The following is a 16375-nucleotide window of genomic DNA, read 5'->3' as shown; positions in this document are numbered from 1 at the left end:
GCTTACAATGAATGAAATGATCAAGTTTTTGCAGACGAACGGCGGAGAACTGTTATATAAAACGTGGGAGCATTTATACATTTCGATCATCGCCGTCATATTAGGCATTGTCGTCGCCGTTCCGCTCGGAGTGGCGCTGACGAGAATGAAAAAGGGCGCAGGCGCCGTCATCGGCGCCGTCAACATTGTGCAGACCTTGCCGAGTCTCGCGATACTGGCATTTTTTATCCCGCTGTTAGGCGTGGGAAAGGTGCCCGCGATCGTCGCGCTGTTTTTCTATTCGGTGCTGCCGATTCTCCGGAACACGTATACAGGCATTCAAGGCGTAAACAAAAATCTGCTGGAATCGGGAAAAGGCATCGGGATGACGGTCTGGGAGCAGATCAGGCTTGTGGAACTGCCGCTTGCGGTTCCGGTGATCATGGCGGGCATCCGCACATCCACCATTTATCTGATCGGCTGGGCGACGCTTGCTTCCTTTATCGGGGGCGGCGGGCTCGGAGACTATATTTTTATCGGCCTGAATCTCTATCAGCCTGAATATATTATCGGCGGCGCCGTGCCCGTCACCATTTTAGCCATTATCATTGATTATCTGCTAGCGGCGACGGAACGGAAGGTGACGCCGAAAGGGCTGAAAGGACTGAAGGAAGTATCATAAGGAGTTGGCTGTTTTGAAAAGAAATCAAAAGAGATGGATGTGCGCACTGGCGCTGTCGGCTGCTCTGCTTCTAGGCGGCTGTTCCCTTCCCGGCCTGAGCGGGGCTTCCGACGATACGATCAAAATCGGGGCGCAAAGCATAACGGAATCAGAAATTATCGCCAATATGATCGCACAGATGATTGAACACAATACAGACTTGAATACGGCATTAATTAAAAACCTCGGATCGAACTATGTCCAGCAGCAGGCGATGCTCGGCGGTGAAATCGATATCGCCGCGACGCGCTACTCGGGAACGGATTTAACGAGCACCCTCGGCATGGAAGCGGAAAAAGACCCGAAAAAAGCATTATCCATCGTCCAGAAGGAATTTGAGAAACGCTTCCATTACAAATGGTTTGATTCTTACGGATTTGAGAACACATACGCTTTTACCGTCACGAAAGAGCTTGCGGAAAAAGACCATTTAGACAAAGTGTCCGATATTAAGAAGCATGCGGATCAATTTAAGCTCGGTGTAGACAATGCGTGGCTGAAAAGAAAAGGTGACGGCTATAAGGGCTTTACCGACACGTACGGCTTTGAATTCGGCACAACCTATCCGATGCAGATCGGACTTGTATACGATGCCGTGAAAAATGGGAAAATGGACGCCGTCCTCGCTTATTCAACGGACGGACGGATTAAAGCGTACGATCTGAAAATTTTAAAAGACGACAAGCAATTTTTCCCGCCGTATGACTGTTCGCCGGTCATTCCCGACAGTGTGCTGAAGCAGCATCCTGAACTGAAGGGCATTGTGAATAAACTGATCGGCAAAATCGATACGGAAACGATGCAGGAATTGAATTACGAGGTGGACGGCAAGCTGAAAGAACCGTCCGTCGTCGCTAAAGAATTTTTGGAGAAACATCATTATTTTGAATAAGAAATGAGGTGGGGCAAATGGAAGTGCTGCAGCAGCTCGGCACTTATTATTCTCAAAACGGCGCCTATGTGCTTCAGGAGTTTTACCGCCATTTTCTCATGTCGGTATACGGCGTTTTATTTGCGGCGATCGTCGGGGTTCCGCTCGGCATCTTCATTGCCAGGCACAGAACATTAAGCGGCTGGGTATTCGCGGTGACAAACGTGATTCAGACCGTGCCGGCGCTTGCGATGCTTGCGGTGCTGATGCTCGTCATGGGGCTCGGCGCCAATACGGTGATATTGTCGCTGTTTTTATATTCGCTTCTTCCGATCATCCGGAATACGTACACGGGAATCGCCAGCATTGAACACGCTTATCTTGAATCAGGAAAAGCGATGGGCATGACCAAATTTCAGGTGCTCCGCATGGTGGAGCTGCCGCTTGCGCTTTCCGTCATCATGGCGGGGCTGCGGACGGCGCTCGTCATCGCGATCGGCATTACGGCAATCGGTACGTTTGTCGGCGCGGGCGGACTCGGTGACATTATTGTCAGGGGCTCAAACGCCACGAACGGAACCGCGATTATTTTGGCCGGCGCCATTCCGACAGCGCTGATGGCCGTTATCGCAGATCTTGTGATGGCATGGCTGGAGCGGGCGCTGAGTCCGGTGAGAAAGAAAAAACGAACCAAAGCGCCGAATGCGGCATGAAAAAAAACGCCTTGCGGGTCAGGGCGTTTTTTTCTTATGGCTTCGGAACATGCTTGAAAATTTCTTCGCTTTCAAAAAACTCGATCAGACGGCTGATCCAGTTGTAGTAATCTAGCCAATCCTTTAATTCTTTCAGCAGTTCGTTGATTTTTTCCTCAGCTTCTTCCGGCACGCCGTTTTCAAGGACGGCCGTCAGTTCGCGGTTCAGCTTTTTATGCATCATTTTATTTTTGCTGACGACCTTGCTCCATGTGGCCGTAAACAGCGTAATAAAGGTTTGGTAATAATCCTGCTCGACGTCGTATAAATCTTTGCGGACGCCTTTTTCAAACACTTTTTCCGCCAGATTGACGTCAAGCATTTCACGGACCGCCTGGCTCATTCTCGTTTTGCTCATGCCGGTCGCTTCTGATAATTCAGTTAAGGTCATCGGCTTGCGGTTCATATAAATAATGCCTAAAATGCGCCCCACCGTCGCGGGCATTCCGAATGTATGCATATTTTCAGCGATTCGTTCTATCAAATGATCTTCAGCTTGTTCGATTACGTGTAACGGATCTTTCTCCAACAGTTTCAATCCTTTCAGTCAGCAATTCCGATGTCAATATACCACATTTTTAAACCGGCGGAAATGCTCTTCCGAGAGAATTTGGCAGTAATCCGGAGCAATAAGAAGAACTTTGCCGGTCAATACGGGTTAATCAGTGCTTACACAACCTTTATATATAATATGGACAAATTGTAAACTTTTTAATTTACAAAGTTTAATTTATAATGGAAAACGTTCAATTGTCTGAAAAGTTAAATTTGAATTTAACGAATTGAATAAACTTAACCATGGAGGTGTGAGTGTTTGCTGACATTAGAAAATGTCTCGAAAATGTATAAAGGCGGGAAAAAAGCCGTCAACAGCATCAACCTGAATATCGCCAAAGGCGAATTTATTTGTTTTATCGGACCGAGCGGCTGCGGCAAAACGACGACGATGAAAATGATCAACCGCTTAATTGAACCGACAGAAGGCAGAATCCTGATAGAGGGCCGAAACATTATGGAACAAGACCCGGTGGAACTCAGAAGAAGCATCGGCTATGTCATCCAGCAGATCGGGCTGTTTCCGCATATGACCATTCAGCAGAACATTACGCTCGTTCCGAAGCTTTTAAAGCATCCTGCTGAAAAACGGAAGGAACGGGCGCGGGAGCTTTTAAAGCTCGTTGATATGGGGCCTGAATATTTAGACCGTTACCCTCATGAACTGAGCGGAGGACAGCAGCAGCGAATAGGTGTATTACGGGCACTTGCCGCAGAGCCGCCGCTCATCTTAATGGATGAACCGTTCGGGGCGCTTGACCCGATTACGAGAGATTCCCTTCAGGAAGAATTTAAAAAACTGCAAAAAACCTTACATAAAACCATCGTATTTGTTACCCATGATATGGACGAAGCCATCAAGCTTGCGGACAGAATCGTCATTCTGAAAGCGGGAGAAATCGTCCAGGCCGGAACGCCTGATGAGATTCTCAGATTTCCGGCGAATGAATTTGTTGAGGAGTTTATCGGCAAGGAACGGCTGATCCAATCATCCAGCCCTGATATTGAACGGGTGGAGCAGATCATGAATCCCGATCCCGTGACGGTAACACCTGAGAAAACACTGTCAGCCGCCATTCAGCTGATGCGTGCCGAGCGGGTGGATTCGCTGCTCGTCATTGATGAAAAGAACGTTCTCCAAGGTTATGTCGATGTGGAGATGATTGACCGCAATCGAAGACAAGCGGTAACCGTCGCGGAAGTGCTTGACCGGGATCTGTACACGGTCAGAAGCGGCACTCTGCTCCGCGACGCCGTCCATAAAATTTTAAAAAGAGGCATGAAATTTGTGCCGGTCCTTGATGAAGCCGGCCGGCTAACGGGAATCGTGACAAGGGCAAGCCTCGTAGACATCGTCTATGACTCCATCTGGGGAGAAGAGAATCAGCTCGCGGTGATGTCATGAGGAGGCTTCAATTGATATGAATCAGACCGTGCAATTTTTACAGGCAAATGGAGGAGAGATGCTTTATAAAACATGGGAGCATCTGTACATCTCATTAATCGCCGTCATGGCGGGCATTCTCGCCGCCGTTCCGCTCGGCGTCCTGCTGACGAGGATGAAAAGAGGAGCCGGCGCCGTCATCGGCATCGTCAACATCATTCAAACCTTGCCGAGCCTTGCCATTCTTGCGTTTTTTATTCCGCTTTTAGGCGTAGGAAAGGTCCCGGCCGTTGCGGCGCTGTTTTTCTATTCCATGCTGCCGATTCTCAGAAACACGTATACGGGGATTCTCGGCGTCAATCGGCATCTTTTGGAATCGGGAAAAGGAATCGGCATGACGGCATGGGAGCAGATCAGGCTTGTAGAGCTCCCGCTTGCCGCTCCGGTCATCATGGCGGGCATCAGGACATCTTCGATTTATTTAATCGGCTGGGCGACGCTCGCCTCCTTTATCGGCGGAGGCGGGCTGGGAGATTACATTTTTATCGGCCTGAATCTTTATCAGCCGGAGTATATTATCGCAGGCGCCGTTCCGGTCACAGTGCTGGCGGCAGCCGTCGATTACATGCTGGGGATGACAGAACGGAAAGTCACGCCTGACGGGCTGAAAAGCATAAAGGACGCTTCATAAGGAGGAGGTCTCTCATGGGGAATAGATGCAAAAAACGGCTGCTCGCAATTGTCTGTATCGGCATGCTGCTCCTTGGTGGATGCTCGCTCCCGGGATTGAGCGCCGCATCGGAGGACACCATTAAAATCGGCGCGCAAAGCATGACCGAATCAGAAATCATCGCGAGCATGCTCGGACAGATGATCGAACATCACAGCGGGTTGAAAACATCCGTTATTAAAAATCTCGGCTCCAATGCCGTACAGCAGCAATCCTTGATCAACGGTGATATTGATATCGCCGCGACGCGCTATACAGGAGACGCGCTGACCGGGACGCTTCGCATGGAGCCGGAAAAAGACCCGGACAAAGCGCTGCGGCTCGTTCAGCGTGAATTTCAAAACAGATATGACATGAAATGGTTTGATTCTTACGGCTTTGATAATACATACGTCTTTACCGTTTCCGAACAGCTTGCCAGCAAGTATCATTTAGAAACGGTATCCGATGTCAAAAAAGAAGCGTCTCATCTGAAATTCGGCGTCGATAACTATTGGATGAAGCTGAGAGGCAACGGATATCAGGATTTTATGAACACATACGGAATGTCATTTGAAGGCACGTATCCGATGCAGATCGGCCTTGTTTACGACGCGCTGAAAAGCAGAAAGATGGATATCGCGCTCGCTTATTCCACCGACGGAAGAATCGTCGCTTACGGACTGAAAACGCTGAAGGATGATAAGCGGTTCTTTCCTCCGTATGACTGTTCACCCGTCGTTCCGGATCATGTATTAAAAGAGCATCCCGAACTGGAGGGCGTGATCAATCAAATGATCGGCGCGATTGATACAAAGATGATGCAGAAAATGAATTACGAAGTTGACGGCCGATTAAAAGAGCCGTCCGTCGTGGCCAAGGAATATTTAGAAAAACATCATTACTTTGAATAACGGAAAGGAGATGTGCGGATGGACACGATGAAGGAGCTGTTTACGTATTATGCTCAAAACGGCAGTTATGTTCTGTATGAGTGCTGGCGGCACTTTCTCATGTCGGCGTACGGCGTCGTTTTCGCCGCCATTCTCGCCATTCCGGCCGGAATTGTGACAGCAAGGCACGGGCGTCTCGCCGGCTGGGTGTTTGCTGTGGCGAACGTGATTCAAACCGTTCCGGCGCTTGCGATGCTCGCCGTCCTGATGCTCGTCATGGGACTCGGCGCCAATACGGTCATCACGGCTTTGTTTTTGTATTCACTGCTGCCGATTCTCAGAAATACGCACACGGGCATTATCAATATCGAGCACGCTTATCTCGAGTCGGGAAAAGCGATGGGCATGACGAAATACCAAATCCTTCGTATGGTGGAGCTGCCGCTTGCGCTTTCCGTCATTATGGCGGGTCTCCGAACGGCGCTCGTCATTGCCATCGGCATCACGGCGATCGGCACCTTCGTCGGGGCGGGCGGCCTCGGCGATATGATCGTCAGAGGGTCGAACGCGACAAACGGAACCGCCATTATTTTGGCGGGCGCCATCCCGACCGCGCTGATGGCGGTATTAGCTGATTTAATGATGGTCTGGATTGAAAGAATGTTAAATCAAGTGAAACAAAAAAGTGAAAAAAAGCTTATAGGTGTTTAGAATAAAAAAAGGATTCTTTTCTTAGGGGAAAAGAATCCTTTTTATATGGGGTTTATCGGGCTATATCTTGATACTTTCTTGATTTTCCAAATGTATATTATAAATAGTACATTTATAATAATTTTCATAAAATAGAATTAAATGGAGGTTATCGCGGGAAAATGTTGAATAGTTTTTATATACAGTGAATACATAGGGGGGCTATAGACTAATATGAAATCCTTATATACACTTGAAAATAATTATATGATTCGGGTTCCTTTAGTACATCATGTCTTGAAAAATGAGAACTTTCAGGATACCGATCAGTTGTTGCATGACTTTGGCAGTGATTCACTCTTTCGGGAACAAATACTGGTATCTAGTAAGACATTATATGACACAATGAATACTTTCATTCAGTCACCGGATAAATTAAAAGGGAAAAAAAAGCGGAACTTCCGGCAGGCAATTTTGAAGTACGCAATTAGACGAGCAACAAGAACAACACCCTTTGGCCTTTTTTCTGCAGTGGGTATTGGGTCTTTTTCTAATGAGAATCAATTATCTTTCAATCAGCATTCATTTTACAAAAAAGCTCGGGTTGATTTTGAATGGCTCTATCAATTAATCAAAAAACTAGAGAGCGAATACACTGAGTTGCTTTCTTTTACAATAAATCCCGCTTGTTACATCAAAGGTGATCGGGCTTACTTGTTGTATAGCACAGATGGAAAATCTGAAGAGGTTAGTGTTCGTGCAACATCGGTTTTTTATCTAATAAATGAACTCTGTGGTGAATGTGTTGCTTATCAAGAAATTATTCGTAGTTTGACAGAGAACTATGAAAATACCCCAATAAGCAAAATTAATCAATATGTAGAAGACCTTATTGACAAAGAGTTTCTGATATCAAATTTACGGCCGCCAATGACTGTTTCAGATCAATTTCAGTATTTAATTGCTCAAGCGGAAAGCAGCCAAATTCCAAATGAGTTTCTTCGGGCTTGCAGGAAAATTCAATATCAAATAGATGAATATAACCGGATCACTATCGGAAAGGGAGAGTACAAGTATTTAAATCTGATTGAGACAATGAACGAACTCATAAAGACTTCATCTCCTTTGCAAGTGGACACTGGATTAGATGACTTCTCCATTCAACTAGATAATGAAACATCTCTTGCGATAAGTGAATTGGCTAGCGTGTTTACTTATATGGCTGTCCCCTTCGCAAAAAGATTAGACCACTTAGAAAAGTACAAAAATGTGTTTTTGGAGCGTTATGGGTATGAAAGAGAGATTCCTCTTTTAGAAATGCTTTGTTCCAGTGCGGGCATTGGTGCTCCTGCTACTTACACGAATCCTTCTAATGAATTCTTCGAAGAAACATCATTTGGGGAGCAATTTTCGCCTGAAATAAAACAATTTTTTATGAGAAAATACTTTGAATCAGTTAGAAAGAAAACTCCTATTCAACTAAACGATGAAACATTCCATAGAATATGCAACTCTGAAATTGCAGATGAAGAAATTCCGGTGTCGTTCGAACTCAATTTCTTTCTTAAATTACGTAATGGCAGAGTCCTGCTTTATTTAGGGCCCAATGTCGGATCTACGCGTGCTGGGAAAACATTTGGAAGATTTACTCACTTATCTGATTCAATCAGTACTGTCATAAAAAATATACACAACAAAGAAAAGGATATAATAGACAGTAAAGTAAAAATTTGTGAGTTGAGTATCGTACCTAATCAGGTCAGGTCTGGAAATGTAACAAGGAATGAAAACTATCGGGAAAAAGAAATGACTCTTTTTACAAACAGTGTCCTGCATCACAGTGATTCTGTTAAAGCAGAAGATGTTCTAATTGGGATCAATAAAAACCAAATCTTTTATGCCAGACATAAAAGTACTGGTGAAATTCTTTCTTTTGAATCAAATCATATGTTTAATCCTTTATTAATGCCAAACGCCTTAAGGTTTTTATTAGAAATTTCAAGAGACGGCAAAAGGGAATGGAATAATTTCCCGTGGTTGAGCATCTACAGTGATTTTAAGTATATTCCTGAAATCAAATATAAAGAAATAATCTTATCATGTGAACAATGGTTGGTACACAAAAGTGATTTAAGCATGCATTCGAATTCATCGATAGAAGAGGCGAAAACTGCTTTTTTTGAATTTCACTGTACTTATAACCTTCCGCAAACATTTTATATCGTTAACGCAGATAATCGATTATTAATTGATATAGAGGATGATCGTACTTTGGATGTTTTTTTCTGGGAACTTAAAAAAACGGATCACAACCAGCCATTACAACTTGTAGCTGCTGAGCATGATGCAGATGCTTTAAAGGATAGAAACCAAAATGTCTATTCGGGGGAAATCGTCGTTCCGCTTGTCAGAAATAAACCAGAAAAACCATTGGATTTACCGATCTTTAACTCGATAGAGGAAAATAGGTTCGAAAGAATTAAAATGCCTTTTGAAGATTGGCTGTTTATTAAACTTTATTGTAAACAAACTAGAGAAGAAGAGCTCATTGCCTTTGAAATAGCTGATTTTTATAACGAAACTTCCCGTAAATTTCCAGTAAGGCATTTCTTTATGAGATATCGAGATCCAAAGCCACATATAAGACTTAGATTTAATGGAAAAGTAGAAGTGCTGTACAGCTTATTTCCACAATTATTGAATTGGCTGAAAAGCTTAAGAGAAAAAGGGCTGGTTACAGAGTTTGTTATCACCCAATATGAGCGGGAGATAGAACGATATGGCGGGCCAGAACTAATGGATGCGGCAGAAGAGCTTTTCTGTGAAGATAGTAAAGTTGTTGAAACGATGATTAGAATGCATCGGATGAAGGACATTGCGTTAAGCAATGAAATCGCAGGTATGGTTTCTGTCATACAATTTTTAGAACAGTTCGAGCTTACGTTTGAAGAGCAATTAACTTTTTTAGAGAAAAATTGTCTGCAGAATGAGTATCGTACTGAATTTAAGAAGGATAGAGAAAAGTATATTGAAATATGCAACTCTGATAGAGATTGGGATAATCTCAGAAAAACAAGTGATGGCAGAATATTATACGAAATATTGAAAGTAAGAAAGATAGCTGCAGCTAATTACGCATGTTTAATAAAAAAGGAATTTAATAACAAAGAAGCAGTATTTTCACGTATAGGTAGTGTAATCCACCTGCATTGCAATCGTTTATTCGGAACCGATAGAGAAATGGAAAATAAAATACTTACACTTTGCAGACATTCATTATATGCGCAGCGATATCATAAGAAGAATGGTAGTTTAGCATGGAAGTAAAGGAACAACTGAAGCTAAAAGAGCTGCTGTTTATCATGAAACAAATGCCTAAGACATTCAAATTGATTTTTACCTTAGAGAGGGCACTGTTTATAAAGTTGATTGTATTCAGTATTATTACTGGTATTTTGCCTATTGTGTCACTATATATTTCACAAGAATTGATCAATTCCCTTGTGACTATTCAGAAAGATGTTTCAATTGTTATCAGCATTTTCTTGACATATCTAGGGGTATCGTTTTTTTCGGAACTCATTTCGCAGATTTCAGAATATTATAATGGTAAATTTCAATTAAATATTGGCTATAAACTTAACTATAAAGTCATGAAAAAGAGCAGTAATCTAGCTCTTAAGGATTTCGAAAATCCAGAAATATATGACAAGTTAGAGAGGGTAACAAAAGAGATTAGTTATAAGCCCTATCAGATTATTCAAGCCATCATCACAATGACCACATCATGTGTGACGCTGCTCTCATCCATTGCGTTTTTGATGTCATGGAACCCTAAAGTATCCCTGCTATTACTAGTTATTCCAGTGATTTCTCTATTTTATTTCTTGAAGATTGGACAGCAAGAATTTTTTATACACTGGAAACGGGCAGGACAGGAAAGGAAATCATGGTATATCAGCTATATACTCACACATGACTTTTCTTTTAAAGAATTAAAATTGTATAACCTTAAGGATTATTTATTAAACAAGTACTGGGATATCAAAAAAACATTTATAGGACAAGATACAAAAATATTGAGAAAGAAAACGTATTTAAACCTCATATATGAGATTGCAGTGCAATTAGTTGGAGCTGTCATTATCTTTATTGCCATCATGTCGGCTTTCGCGGGAAAAATAATGGTCGGTAATGTAATGAGTTATATCAGATCGGTTTCTCTGGTGCAAAATCACTCACAATCTATTATGACAAGCATTTATTCCATCTATAACAGCAATCTCTATATGAATCAATTGTATGAGTTTCTGGAATTAAAAGAAGAGAAAAATGAAGGTCACAAGAAACAAATTGTTGAGCCTATTGATTCTGTTGTTTTTCAAAATGTCAGCTTTATCTATCCCAATCAAGGAGAACAGACACTGAAACATATTAATGTCTCATTGCATAAAGGAGAACGTGTAGCCATTGTTGGACCAAACGGATCAGGGAAAAGTACATTTATTAAGCTTCTTACCGGCTTATATGAAGTTCAGCAGGGCGACATTTTAATTAATGGAATAAATATAAAAGAACTGGATATGGACAGTTATATGAACCAAATTGCAGCGCTATTTCAAGACTTTATGAAATACGAAATGACATTAAAAGAAAATATAGGATTCGGACAAATTGATAAACTACATCAAACAAACAAAATGCATGAAGTTCTCGATATTGTGAAGGTCGATTTCTTAAAAAGCCACTCTTCCTATCAATTCGATACACAGCTCGGACTATGGTTTGATGAAGGAAGACAGCTATCCGGTGGACAATGGCAAAAGATTGCTTTGGCAAGAGCATATTTTAGAGAGGCTTCTATGTATATTCTTGACGAACCAAGTGCTGCTTTAGATCCTATTGCTGAAAAAGAAATCTTCGATACCTTTTTCAGTTTGTCTAAGGATAAAATAGGAATATTTATCTCCCATCGATTGGTTGCAGCTAAATTGGCAGACCGAATCATTGTGATGGATAATGGAGAGATTGTCGGAATAGGCAAACATGAAGAGTTATTAAAAACATGTCCGCTGTATAAAAAGATGGATGAGTCCGAAAACTACATGAATCCACTAGAGGAGGAACGAAGTAAATGGACAGAAGTACAGTATCAGGGATAGAAATTGAAACTGTTAAAAAAATTGCTCGTCAAATGTCAAATTTCGATAAAGTGCTGGAAATTGTGAATCAAAAAGATAATTTTCATAGTATTGGTGGAGTTCCGCTTATTCCTTGGAAGTCGACTGCTTTAAGCCATGGCATACCAGGCATTTGTATGCTGTACGGTGAATTGAACGCTCATTTTCCTGCTGAAGGATGGGACGAGCTGGGACATCAATATTTATCTATGTTAGTAGATGAAATAAAAGAAAAAGGGCTGCAAACTCCGTCAATGTTTTCGGGAGCAGCAGGTATTGGACTGGCAGCTGTCTGCTTATCGCAAGATTTTGCCTATTATAATGGTTTTATCGCTCGTATTAACGAATATCTGGCTGAAGTTGTACCTTTATTGCTAAATGAATATAAACAGAGACAACTTTATATGACTGATTACGATGTTATAGAGGGTGTCAGCGGAATTGCGAGCTACCTGTTGTTGTTTCAGGAAGATAAGAGAATGAAGGATTTGTTAATTCAAATTTTAAAATATCTCGTTAGGTTAACAGAAGACATTAATGTGAAAGGAGAAAAAGTCCCGGGTTGGCATATTCCATCTCTACATCAGTTTACTGATATTGAAAAAAAATCTTATCCTTACGGTAATTTTAATATCGGTTTAGCACATGGAATACCTGGTCCTATTTGTATTCTATCCTCAGCGCTTATGGAAGGAATTAAAGTAAATGGTCAAGAGCATGCTGTTGAAAAAATGGTCGAGTTTCTTCTAGAGTTTTCACAAAATGATAAAGATCATTTGTATTGGAAAGGAATCATAAGCTTTGAAGAGTATCAATATGGATTACAGCCAAGTACAGTAAATTTTAGCAGAGATGCTTGGTGTTATGGGAGACCTGGTGTTTGTTTAGCGCTTGTTAAAGCTGGAAAAGCCCTTCGAAATAATCAATATATAAATCTCGGAGTACAGAATTTAAAGTATACAATCTCTGATATACAAGGAATTTTTTCACCTACCATATGCCATGGTTTTAGCGGAATTGCTCAGATTTTGCTTGGAGTGAATCAACTGACCGGGCAGGAGCATTTTAAAGATGAACTTGAAAAGATTAAACGAAAGATTGTTAGTTTCTATGATAAAAATTATATTTTTGGGTTCCATAACTATGAATCGTTAGAAGGGAACAAAGTAGTTCCTTTACAGTACGTTGGTCTATTGGATGGAGTAATAGGTGTAGGACTAGGAATTTTAAATATGGAATTAGGATCAAAAACAGAATGGACAAAAGCATTATTAATTTGAATAAAAAGTAAAAAATGATAAAATATTGATATTCGTCTGATAGTATATAGGTATTGAAAGGAGGTGACTAATATGTCAAAGTTCGATGACTTCGATTTGGATGTTGTAAAAGTATCTAAACAAGACTCAAAAATTACTCCTCAAGTGTTAAGTAAATCACTTTGTACACCAGGGTGTATAACTGGTCCTTTGCAAACTTGCTACCTTTGTTTTCCAACATTTGCTAAGTGCTGAAAATTGTGAATCAAAAAGATAATTTTCATAGTATTGGTAGAGTTCCGCTTATTCTTTGGAAGTCGACTGCTTTAAGCCATGGCATACCAGGCATTTGTATGCTGTACGGTGAATTGAATGCTCATTTTCCTGCTGAAGGATGGGACGAGCTGGGACATCAATATTTATCTATGTTAGTAGATGAAATAAAAGAAAAAGGGCTGCAAACTCCGTCAATGTTTTCGGGAGCAGCAGGTATTGGACTGGCAGCTGTCTGCTTATCGAAAGATTTTGCCTATTATAATGGTTTTATCGCTCGTATTAACGAATATCTGGCTGAAGTTGTATCTTATGGACAAAAGCATTATTAATTTGAATAAAAAGTAAAAAAAGATAAAATCTTGATATTTGTCTGATAGTATATAGGTATTGAAAGGAGGTGACTAATATGTCAAAGTTCGATGACTTCGATTTGGATGTTGTAAAAGTATCTAAACAAGACTCAAAAATCACTCCGCAATGGAAAAGTGAATCAGTTTGTACACCAGGGTGTGTAACTGGTGTTTTGCAAACTTGCTTCCTTCAAACAATTACTTGTAACTGCCATATCTCTAAATAAGTAAAAAACCAGGATTTTGTTCTGACTCTTGCCTTCTCAGTGTTATACATAATTATTTTCCCAGAGTTAGAACGCAAAAAAATATTTTTACAATTAAGTAACGAGTGTGAAAGAGCTTTAATTTCACACTCGTTTTTTATTTGACTGTTGATAAATAGACAGGAGTGAAAAAAGTCATTCGATGACTGTAGTTATATCCACAGTCTTTCCGCCAAATACAAAGACGGTTTTACTATGTTGGTATTCTCAAGATAACATATTTTAGACGGATGAAAAAAGAGATTAAACCATCTAAAGTAAGTAAGGAATGTTGCCTGATCACACTCTTTTTATATGGTCATATAATCGAGTCGCTGTAGGCCAAATACTTAAAGTTTCCAGCTGGAAATGCATTTTGATTAAATTTTGATAAAAGTATTTTAGAATAATCATCATTCGATAAGAAAAGCTCTATTACAAAGATATTTGTTCGTATGGCAAAGAATCTTTGATCCATTTTTTATATTTAACATCTTTTTGGAGGAAATTTCATAAGAGTGAGGTGATGTATAGTGTTTCTAAAAAGATGTGTAATTGTTTTTGGTTGCTTTATTGTTTTATTTATGTTGTCCGCATGCCAATCATTAACAAAGTTTAAAGATAAAGTTTATGAAGAAACAAAAAAAACAATGCATTTTACTGATGACAATGAGAACGAAACATCTGAAACAACGGAGAGTCTGATTGACCAGGGAAAACATGATCAGGTGGTGTATGACGGCAAGATTTATCAGCTGCAGGATAAAGTTGATAAAGATATTAAAGGAAAAGTTATAGGGGCAATAGGCAAAACTTTTTTTGTTGATGGCGATGGAAAGAGATGGTCTGAAGAAGAACTGAAAGAGCCTTATATCTATATGGATCCGGATAAAATAAGGGATAAAAATCCATTCCGCTATGGAAAGGTATACAGTACAAAGGAACATCCTGATACTAAAGACGAAATCATTGTTGAATGCAATAGTGAGTATTATAAAGCGATTATAATAAATAATGAAAAGGATAAAGGGAGAGAGTGACATGAGTTCAGTCCTATTAGAGACCAAAGGTCTTACAAAAAAGTTTGGAAAAGAAACAGCAGTTGCGGATGTTTCATTAACCGTTCAAAAAAATAGCATTTATGGTTTGTTGGGACCAAACGGAGCTGGGAAATCAACTACACTCAAAATTTTAACGGGAATTTTACGGAAGACTTCTGGCGAGATTTTCTTCGATGGACATAAATGGAAACGCTCTGATTTAAAAAATATTGGATCATTAATAGAATCTCCACCTCTTTATGATAATTTAACTGCATTTGAAAATGTGAAAGTACATGCTACGCTGCTCGGTCTTTCAAAGGAACGGATAAACAGCGTGCTCGAAACTGTCGATATGTTACATGCTGGAAAGAAAAGAGCAGGACAATTCTCGATGGGAATGAGGCAGCGGCTTGGAATTGCAATTGCTTTATTAAATCATCCTAAATTATTAATCCTCGATGAACCAACAAACGGGCTAGATCCAATTGGTATACAGGAGCTTAGGGACCTTATTCGCTCATTTCCTCTAGAAGGAATAACTGTTATTTTATCTAGTCACATTCTTTCAGAAGTCGAGCAAATAGCAGATCATATTGGTATTATCAGCGACGGCCATCTGGGATACCAAGGAGAAATAAATAAAGCTGATAATTTGGAGCAATTGTTTATGGAAGTTGTCAAATCAAGTCGTGAAAAAGGAGGTGCAAAAAAATGAAAAATTATATAAAAGCCGAAAACCTGAAGTTTAAAAGAACGTTTTCTAGAAGAATGATTATTTTTGTACCTCTTCTTAATATAGTTTTTTCTTTTTTAATGAACATTCAATTTTTTGTATCAGGTACTTTTAACTGGTGGTCTATTATCTTTATGCCGGTGATGATTTCATTATTTTGTTCTTTATCTCATCAAAAAGAAAAAAGGGCCTCTAATTATAACGGTACGTACTCATTGCCTGTAGATTTAGAAAAATTATGGTATGCAAAGATTATAATTATTATGATTTATTCACTAATATCTCAGATTGTATTTTTAATTTTTATGTTTCTTATGGGTTTCGTTATAGCTGATTTGTCCAACGTTTCACTTTCTATTATTGCTGCGAGTATATTACTTTGGATAACAAGTCTTTGGCAAATCCCTCTCTGTTTATATGTAGCTAGAAAGTGGGGATTCACAATAGCTGTCATGTTTAATCTGATAGGGGCTTTAGTTTTAGGAATTATGCCAGCATCTCGTGCTTTTTGGTGGTTTATTCCTTGGAGTTGGCCAATTCGAATGATGTGCCCCGCTATTGGTATTCATCCTAACGGCTTGCTGCTTGAAAAAAATGATCCTTTGCTTAGTTGGGCGGTCGTACCTTCTGCTGTATTCATTTCTATTGTCTTATTGTTGATCCTTGCATTTCTGACCAGCCGTTCGTTTGCTCCTGCCAAAGATTACAGAACAAATAAGCAGGAGGCGATGTAAG

17 protein-coding genes are annotated in these 16375 nt (G+C 40.4%); 16 read left to right on the top strand and 1 reads right to left on the bottom strand.

What is annotated here, in order from left to right; genetic code table 11:
- Positions 1–7 precede the first annotated feature (7 nt).
- The 3 genes from GNE05_RS17340 to opuCD are packed head-to-tail and all read left to right on the top strand — an operon-like array spanning position 8 to position 2284.
- Positions 8–661, top strand: coding sequence for an ABC transporter permease (locus GNE05_RS17340; protein ID WP_003151654.1), 654 nt, complete (start codon positions 8–10; stop codon positions 659–661).
- Between the two features lie 37 nt (positions 662–698).
- Positions 699–1592: an osmoprotectant ABC transporter substrate-binding lipoprotein OpuCC gene (opuCC, locus tag GNE05_RS17335; protein ID WP_160183215.1), complete on the top strand. Its 894-nt coding sequence runs from the start codon at positions 699–701 to the stop codon at positions 1590–1592.
- A 17-nt stretch (positions 1593–1609) separates the two neighbouring features.
- Positions 1610–2284: a glycine betaine/carnitine/choline/choline sulfate ABC transporter permease OpuCD gene (gene opuCD / locus GNE05_RS17330; protein ID WP_012118473.1), complete on the top strand. Its 675-nt coding sequence runs from the start codon at positions 1610–1612 to the stop codon at positions 2282–2284.
- A gap of 34 nt (positions 2285–2318) precedes the next feature.
- On the opposite strand, the gene GNE05_RS17325 is transcribed toward opuCD, so the two are convergent.
- Positions 2319–2852, bottom strand: a complete 534-nt coding sequence (locus GNE05_RS17325) for a GbsR/MarR family transcriptional regulator (RefSeq protein WP_003151660.1) — start codon at positions 2850–2852, stop codon at positions 2319–2321.
- A gap of 285 nt (positions 2853–3137) precedes the next feature.
- Here GNE05_RS17325 and GNE05_RS17320 point away from each other — a divergent pair, with 285 nt between their 5' ends.
- The 13 genes from GNE05_RS17320 to GNE05_RS17260 all read left to right on the top strand — a co-directional run bounded on the left by GNE05_RS17320 (position 3138) and on the right by GNE05_RS17260 (position 16374).
- Entirely contained in the window at positions 3138–4283 is a 1146-nt protein-coding gene (locus tag GNE05_RS17320; RefSeq protein ID WP_032869653.1) for a betaine/proline/choline family ABC transporter ATP-binding protein, read from the top strand.
- A 16-nt stretch (positions 4284–4299) separates the two neighbouring features.
- On the top strand, positions 4300–4953 hold the full coding sequence (locus GNE05_RS17315) for an ABC transporter permease (RefSeq protein WP_017418898.1): 654 nt from the start codon (positions 4300–4302) through the stop codon (positions 4951–4953).
- A 14-nt stretch (positions 4954–4967) separates the two neighbouring features.
- The gene (locus tag GNE05_RS17310) at positions 4968–5885 is read left to right on the top strand and encodes an osmoprotectant ABC transporter substrate-binding protein (protein WP_160183027.1); all 918 of its coding nucleotides are present in this window, start codon (positions 4968–4970) and stop codon (positions 5883–5885) included.
- A gap of 18 nt (positions 5886–5903) precedes the next feature.
- Positions 5904–6575 (top strand): ABC transporter permease, encoded by a 672-nt coding sequence (locus GNE05_RS17305; protein WP_069013014.1) that lies wholly within the window; start codon positions 5904–5906, stop codon positions 6573–6575.
- Positions 6576–6788: 213 nt separating this feature from the next.
- Positions 6789–9881, top strand: a complete 3093-nt coding sequence (locus GNE05_RS17300; RefSeq protein WP_053574264.1) for a lantibiotic dehydratase — start codon at positions 6789–6791, stop codon at positions 9879–9881.
- The gene (locus GNE05_RS17295; protein ID WP_053574265.1) at positions 9872–11716 is read left to right on the top strand and encodes an ABC transporter ATP-binding protein; all 1845 of its coding nucleotides are present in this window, start codon (positions 9872–9874) and stop codon (positions 11714–11716) included. The genes GNE05_RS17300 and GNE05_RS17295 overlap by 10 nt, the downstream gene beginning before the upstream one ends.
- Positions 11689–13014, top strand: a complete 1326-nt coding sequence (locus GNE05_RS17290) for a lanthionine synthetase C family protein (protein WP_069013015.1) — start codon at positions 11689–11691, stop codon at positions 13012–13014. Before GNE05_RS17295 ends, GNE05_RS17290 begins: the two co-directional genes overlap by 28 nt.
- Before the next feature lie 72 nt (positions 13015–13086).
- A complete protein-coding gene (locus GNE05_RS17285) occupies positions 13087–13248 on the top strand; it encodes a gallidermin/nisin family lantibiotic (RefSeq protein ID WP_076983573.1) in 162 nt (53 codons plus the stop codon).
- A gap of 5 nt (positions 13249–13253) precedes the next feature.
- The gene (locus GNE05_RS17280) at positions 13254–13598 is read left to right on the top strand and encodes a lanthionine synthetase LanC family protein (RefSeq protein WP_076983574.1); all 345 of its coding nucleotides are present in this window, start codon (positions 13254–13256) and stop codon (positions 13596–13598) included.
- A gap of 77 nt (positions 13599–13675) precedes the next feature.
- Positions 13676–13846, top strand: a complete 171-nt coding sequence (locus GNE05_RS17275) for a gallidermin/nisin family lantibiotic (RefSeq protein WP_069013017.1) — start codon at positions 13676–13678, stop codon at positions 13844–13846.
- A 551-nt stretch (positions 13847–14397) separates the two neighbouring features.
- Complete coding sequence (locus tag GNE05_RS17270; protein ID WP_053574262.1) at positions 14398–14904, top strand: NisI/SpaI family lantibiotic immunity lipoprotein; 507 nt, start codon at positions 14398–14400, stop codon at positions 14902–14904.
- A gap of 1 nt (position 14905) precedes the next feature.
- On the top strand, positions 14906–15622 hold the full coding sequence (locus GNE05_RS17265; protein WP_053574261.1) for a lantibiotic protection ABC transporter ATP-binding protein: 717 nt from the start codon (positions 14906–14908) through the stop codon (positions 15620–15622).
- Complete coding sequence (locus GNE05_RS17260) at positions 15619–16374, top strand: lantibiotic immunity ABC transporter MutE/EpiE family permease subunit (RefSeq protein WP_053574260.1); 756 nt, start codon at positions 15619–15621, stop codon at positions 16372–16374. Before GNE05_RS17265 ends, GNE05_RS17260 begins: the two co-directional genes overlap by 4 nt.
- The last annotated feature ends 1 nt before the right edge of the window (position 16375 follow it).

It is taken from the genome of Bacillus sp. AM1(2019) (genome assembly GCF_009906915.1).
GTDB lineage: Bacteria > Bacillota > Bacilli > Bacillales > Bacillaceae > Bacillus > Bacillus velezensis.
The sequence above is the reverse complement of the archived record's forward strand: the minus strand, read 5'-3'. Positions and strand labels throughout refer to the sequence as shown.

Excerpts from the sequence above, each read along its gene's own strand:
- GNE05_RS17340 (WP_003151654.1), top strand. The coding sequence starts at position 8 with ATGAATGAAATGATCAAGTTTTTGCAGACGAACGGCGGAGAACTGTTA.
- GNE05_RS17300 (WP_053574264.1), top strand. The coding sequence starts at position 6,789 with ATGAAATCCTTATATACACTTGAAAATAATTATATGATTCGGGTTCCT.
- opuCC (WP_160183215.1), top strand. The coding sequence starts at position 699 with ATGTGCGCACTGGCGCTGTCGGCTGCTCTGCTTCTAGGCGGCTGTTCC.
- GNE05_RS17305 (WP_069013014.1), top strand. The coding sequence starts at position 5,904 with ATGGACACGATGAAGGAGCTGTTTACGTATTATGCTCAAAACGGCAGT.
- GNE05_RS17275 (WP_069013017.1), top strand. The coding sequence starts at position 13,676 with ATGTCAAAGTTCGATGACTTCGATTTGGATGTTGTAAAAGTATCTAAA.
- GNE05_RS17285 (WP_076983573.1), top strand. The coding sequence starts at position 13,087 with ATGTCAAAGTTCGATGACTTCGATTTGGATGTTGTAAAAGTATCTAAA.
- GNE05_RS17265 (WP_053574261.1), top strand. The coding sequence starts at position 14,906 with ATGAGTTCAGTCCTATTAGAGACCAAAGGTCTTACAAAAAAGTTTGGA.
- opuCD (WP_012118473.1), top strand. The coding sequence starts at position 1,610 with ATGGAAGTGCTGCAGCAGCTCGGCACTTATTATTCTCAAAACGGCGCC.
- GNE05_RS17315 (WP_017418898.1), top strand. The coding sequence starts at position 4,300 with ATGAATCAGACCGTGCAATTTTTACAGGCAAATGGAGGAGAGATGCTT.
- GNE05_RS17310 (WP_160183027.1), top strand. The coding sequence starts at position 4,968 with ATGGGGAATAGATGCAAAAAACGGCTGCTCGCAATTGTCTGTATCGGC.
- GNE05_RS17295 (WP_053574265.1), top strand. The coding sequence starts at position 9,872 with ATGGAAGTAAAGGAACAACTGAAGCTAAAAGAGCTGCTGTTTATCATG.
- GNE05_RS17260 (WP_053574260.1), top strand. The coding sequence starts at position 15,619 with ATGAAAAATTATATAAAAGCCGAAAACCTGAAGTTTAAAAGAACGTTT.
- GNE05_RS17290 (WP_069013015.1), top strand. The coding sequence starts at position 11,689 with ATGGACAGAAGTACAGTATCAGGGATAGAAATTGAAACTGTTAAAAAA.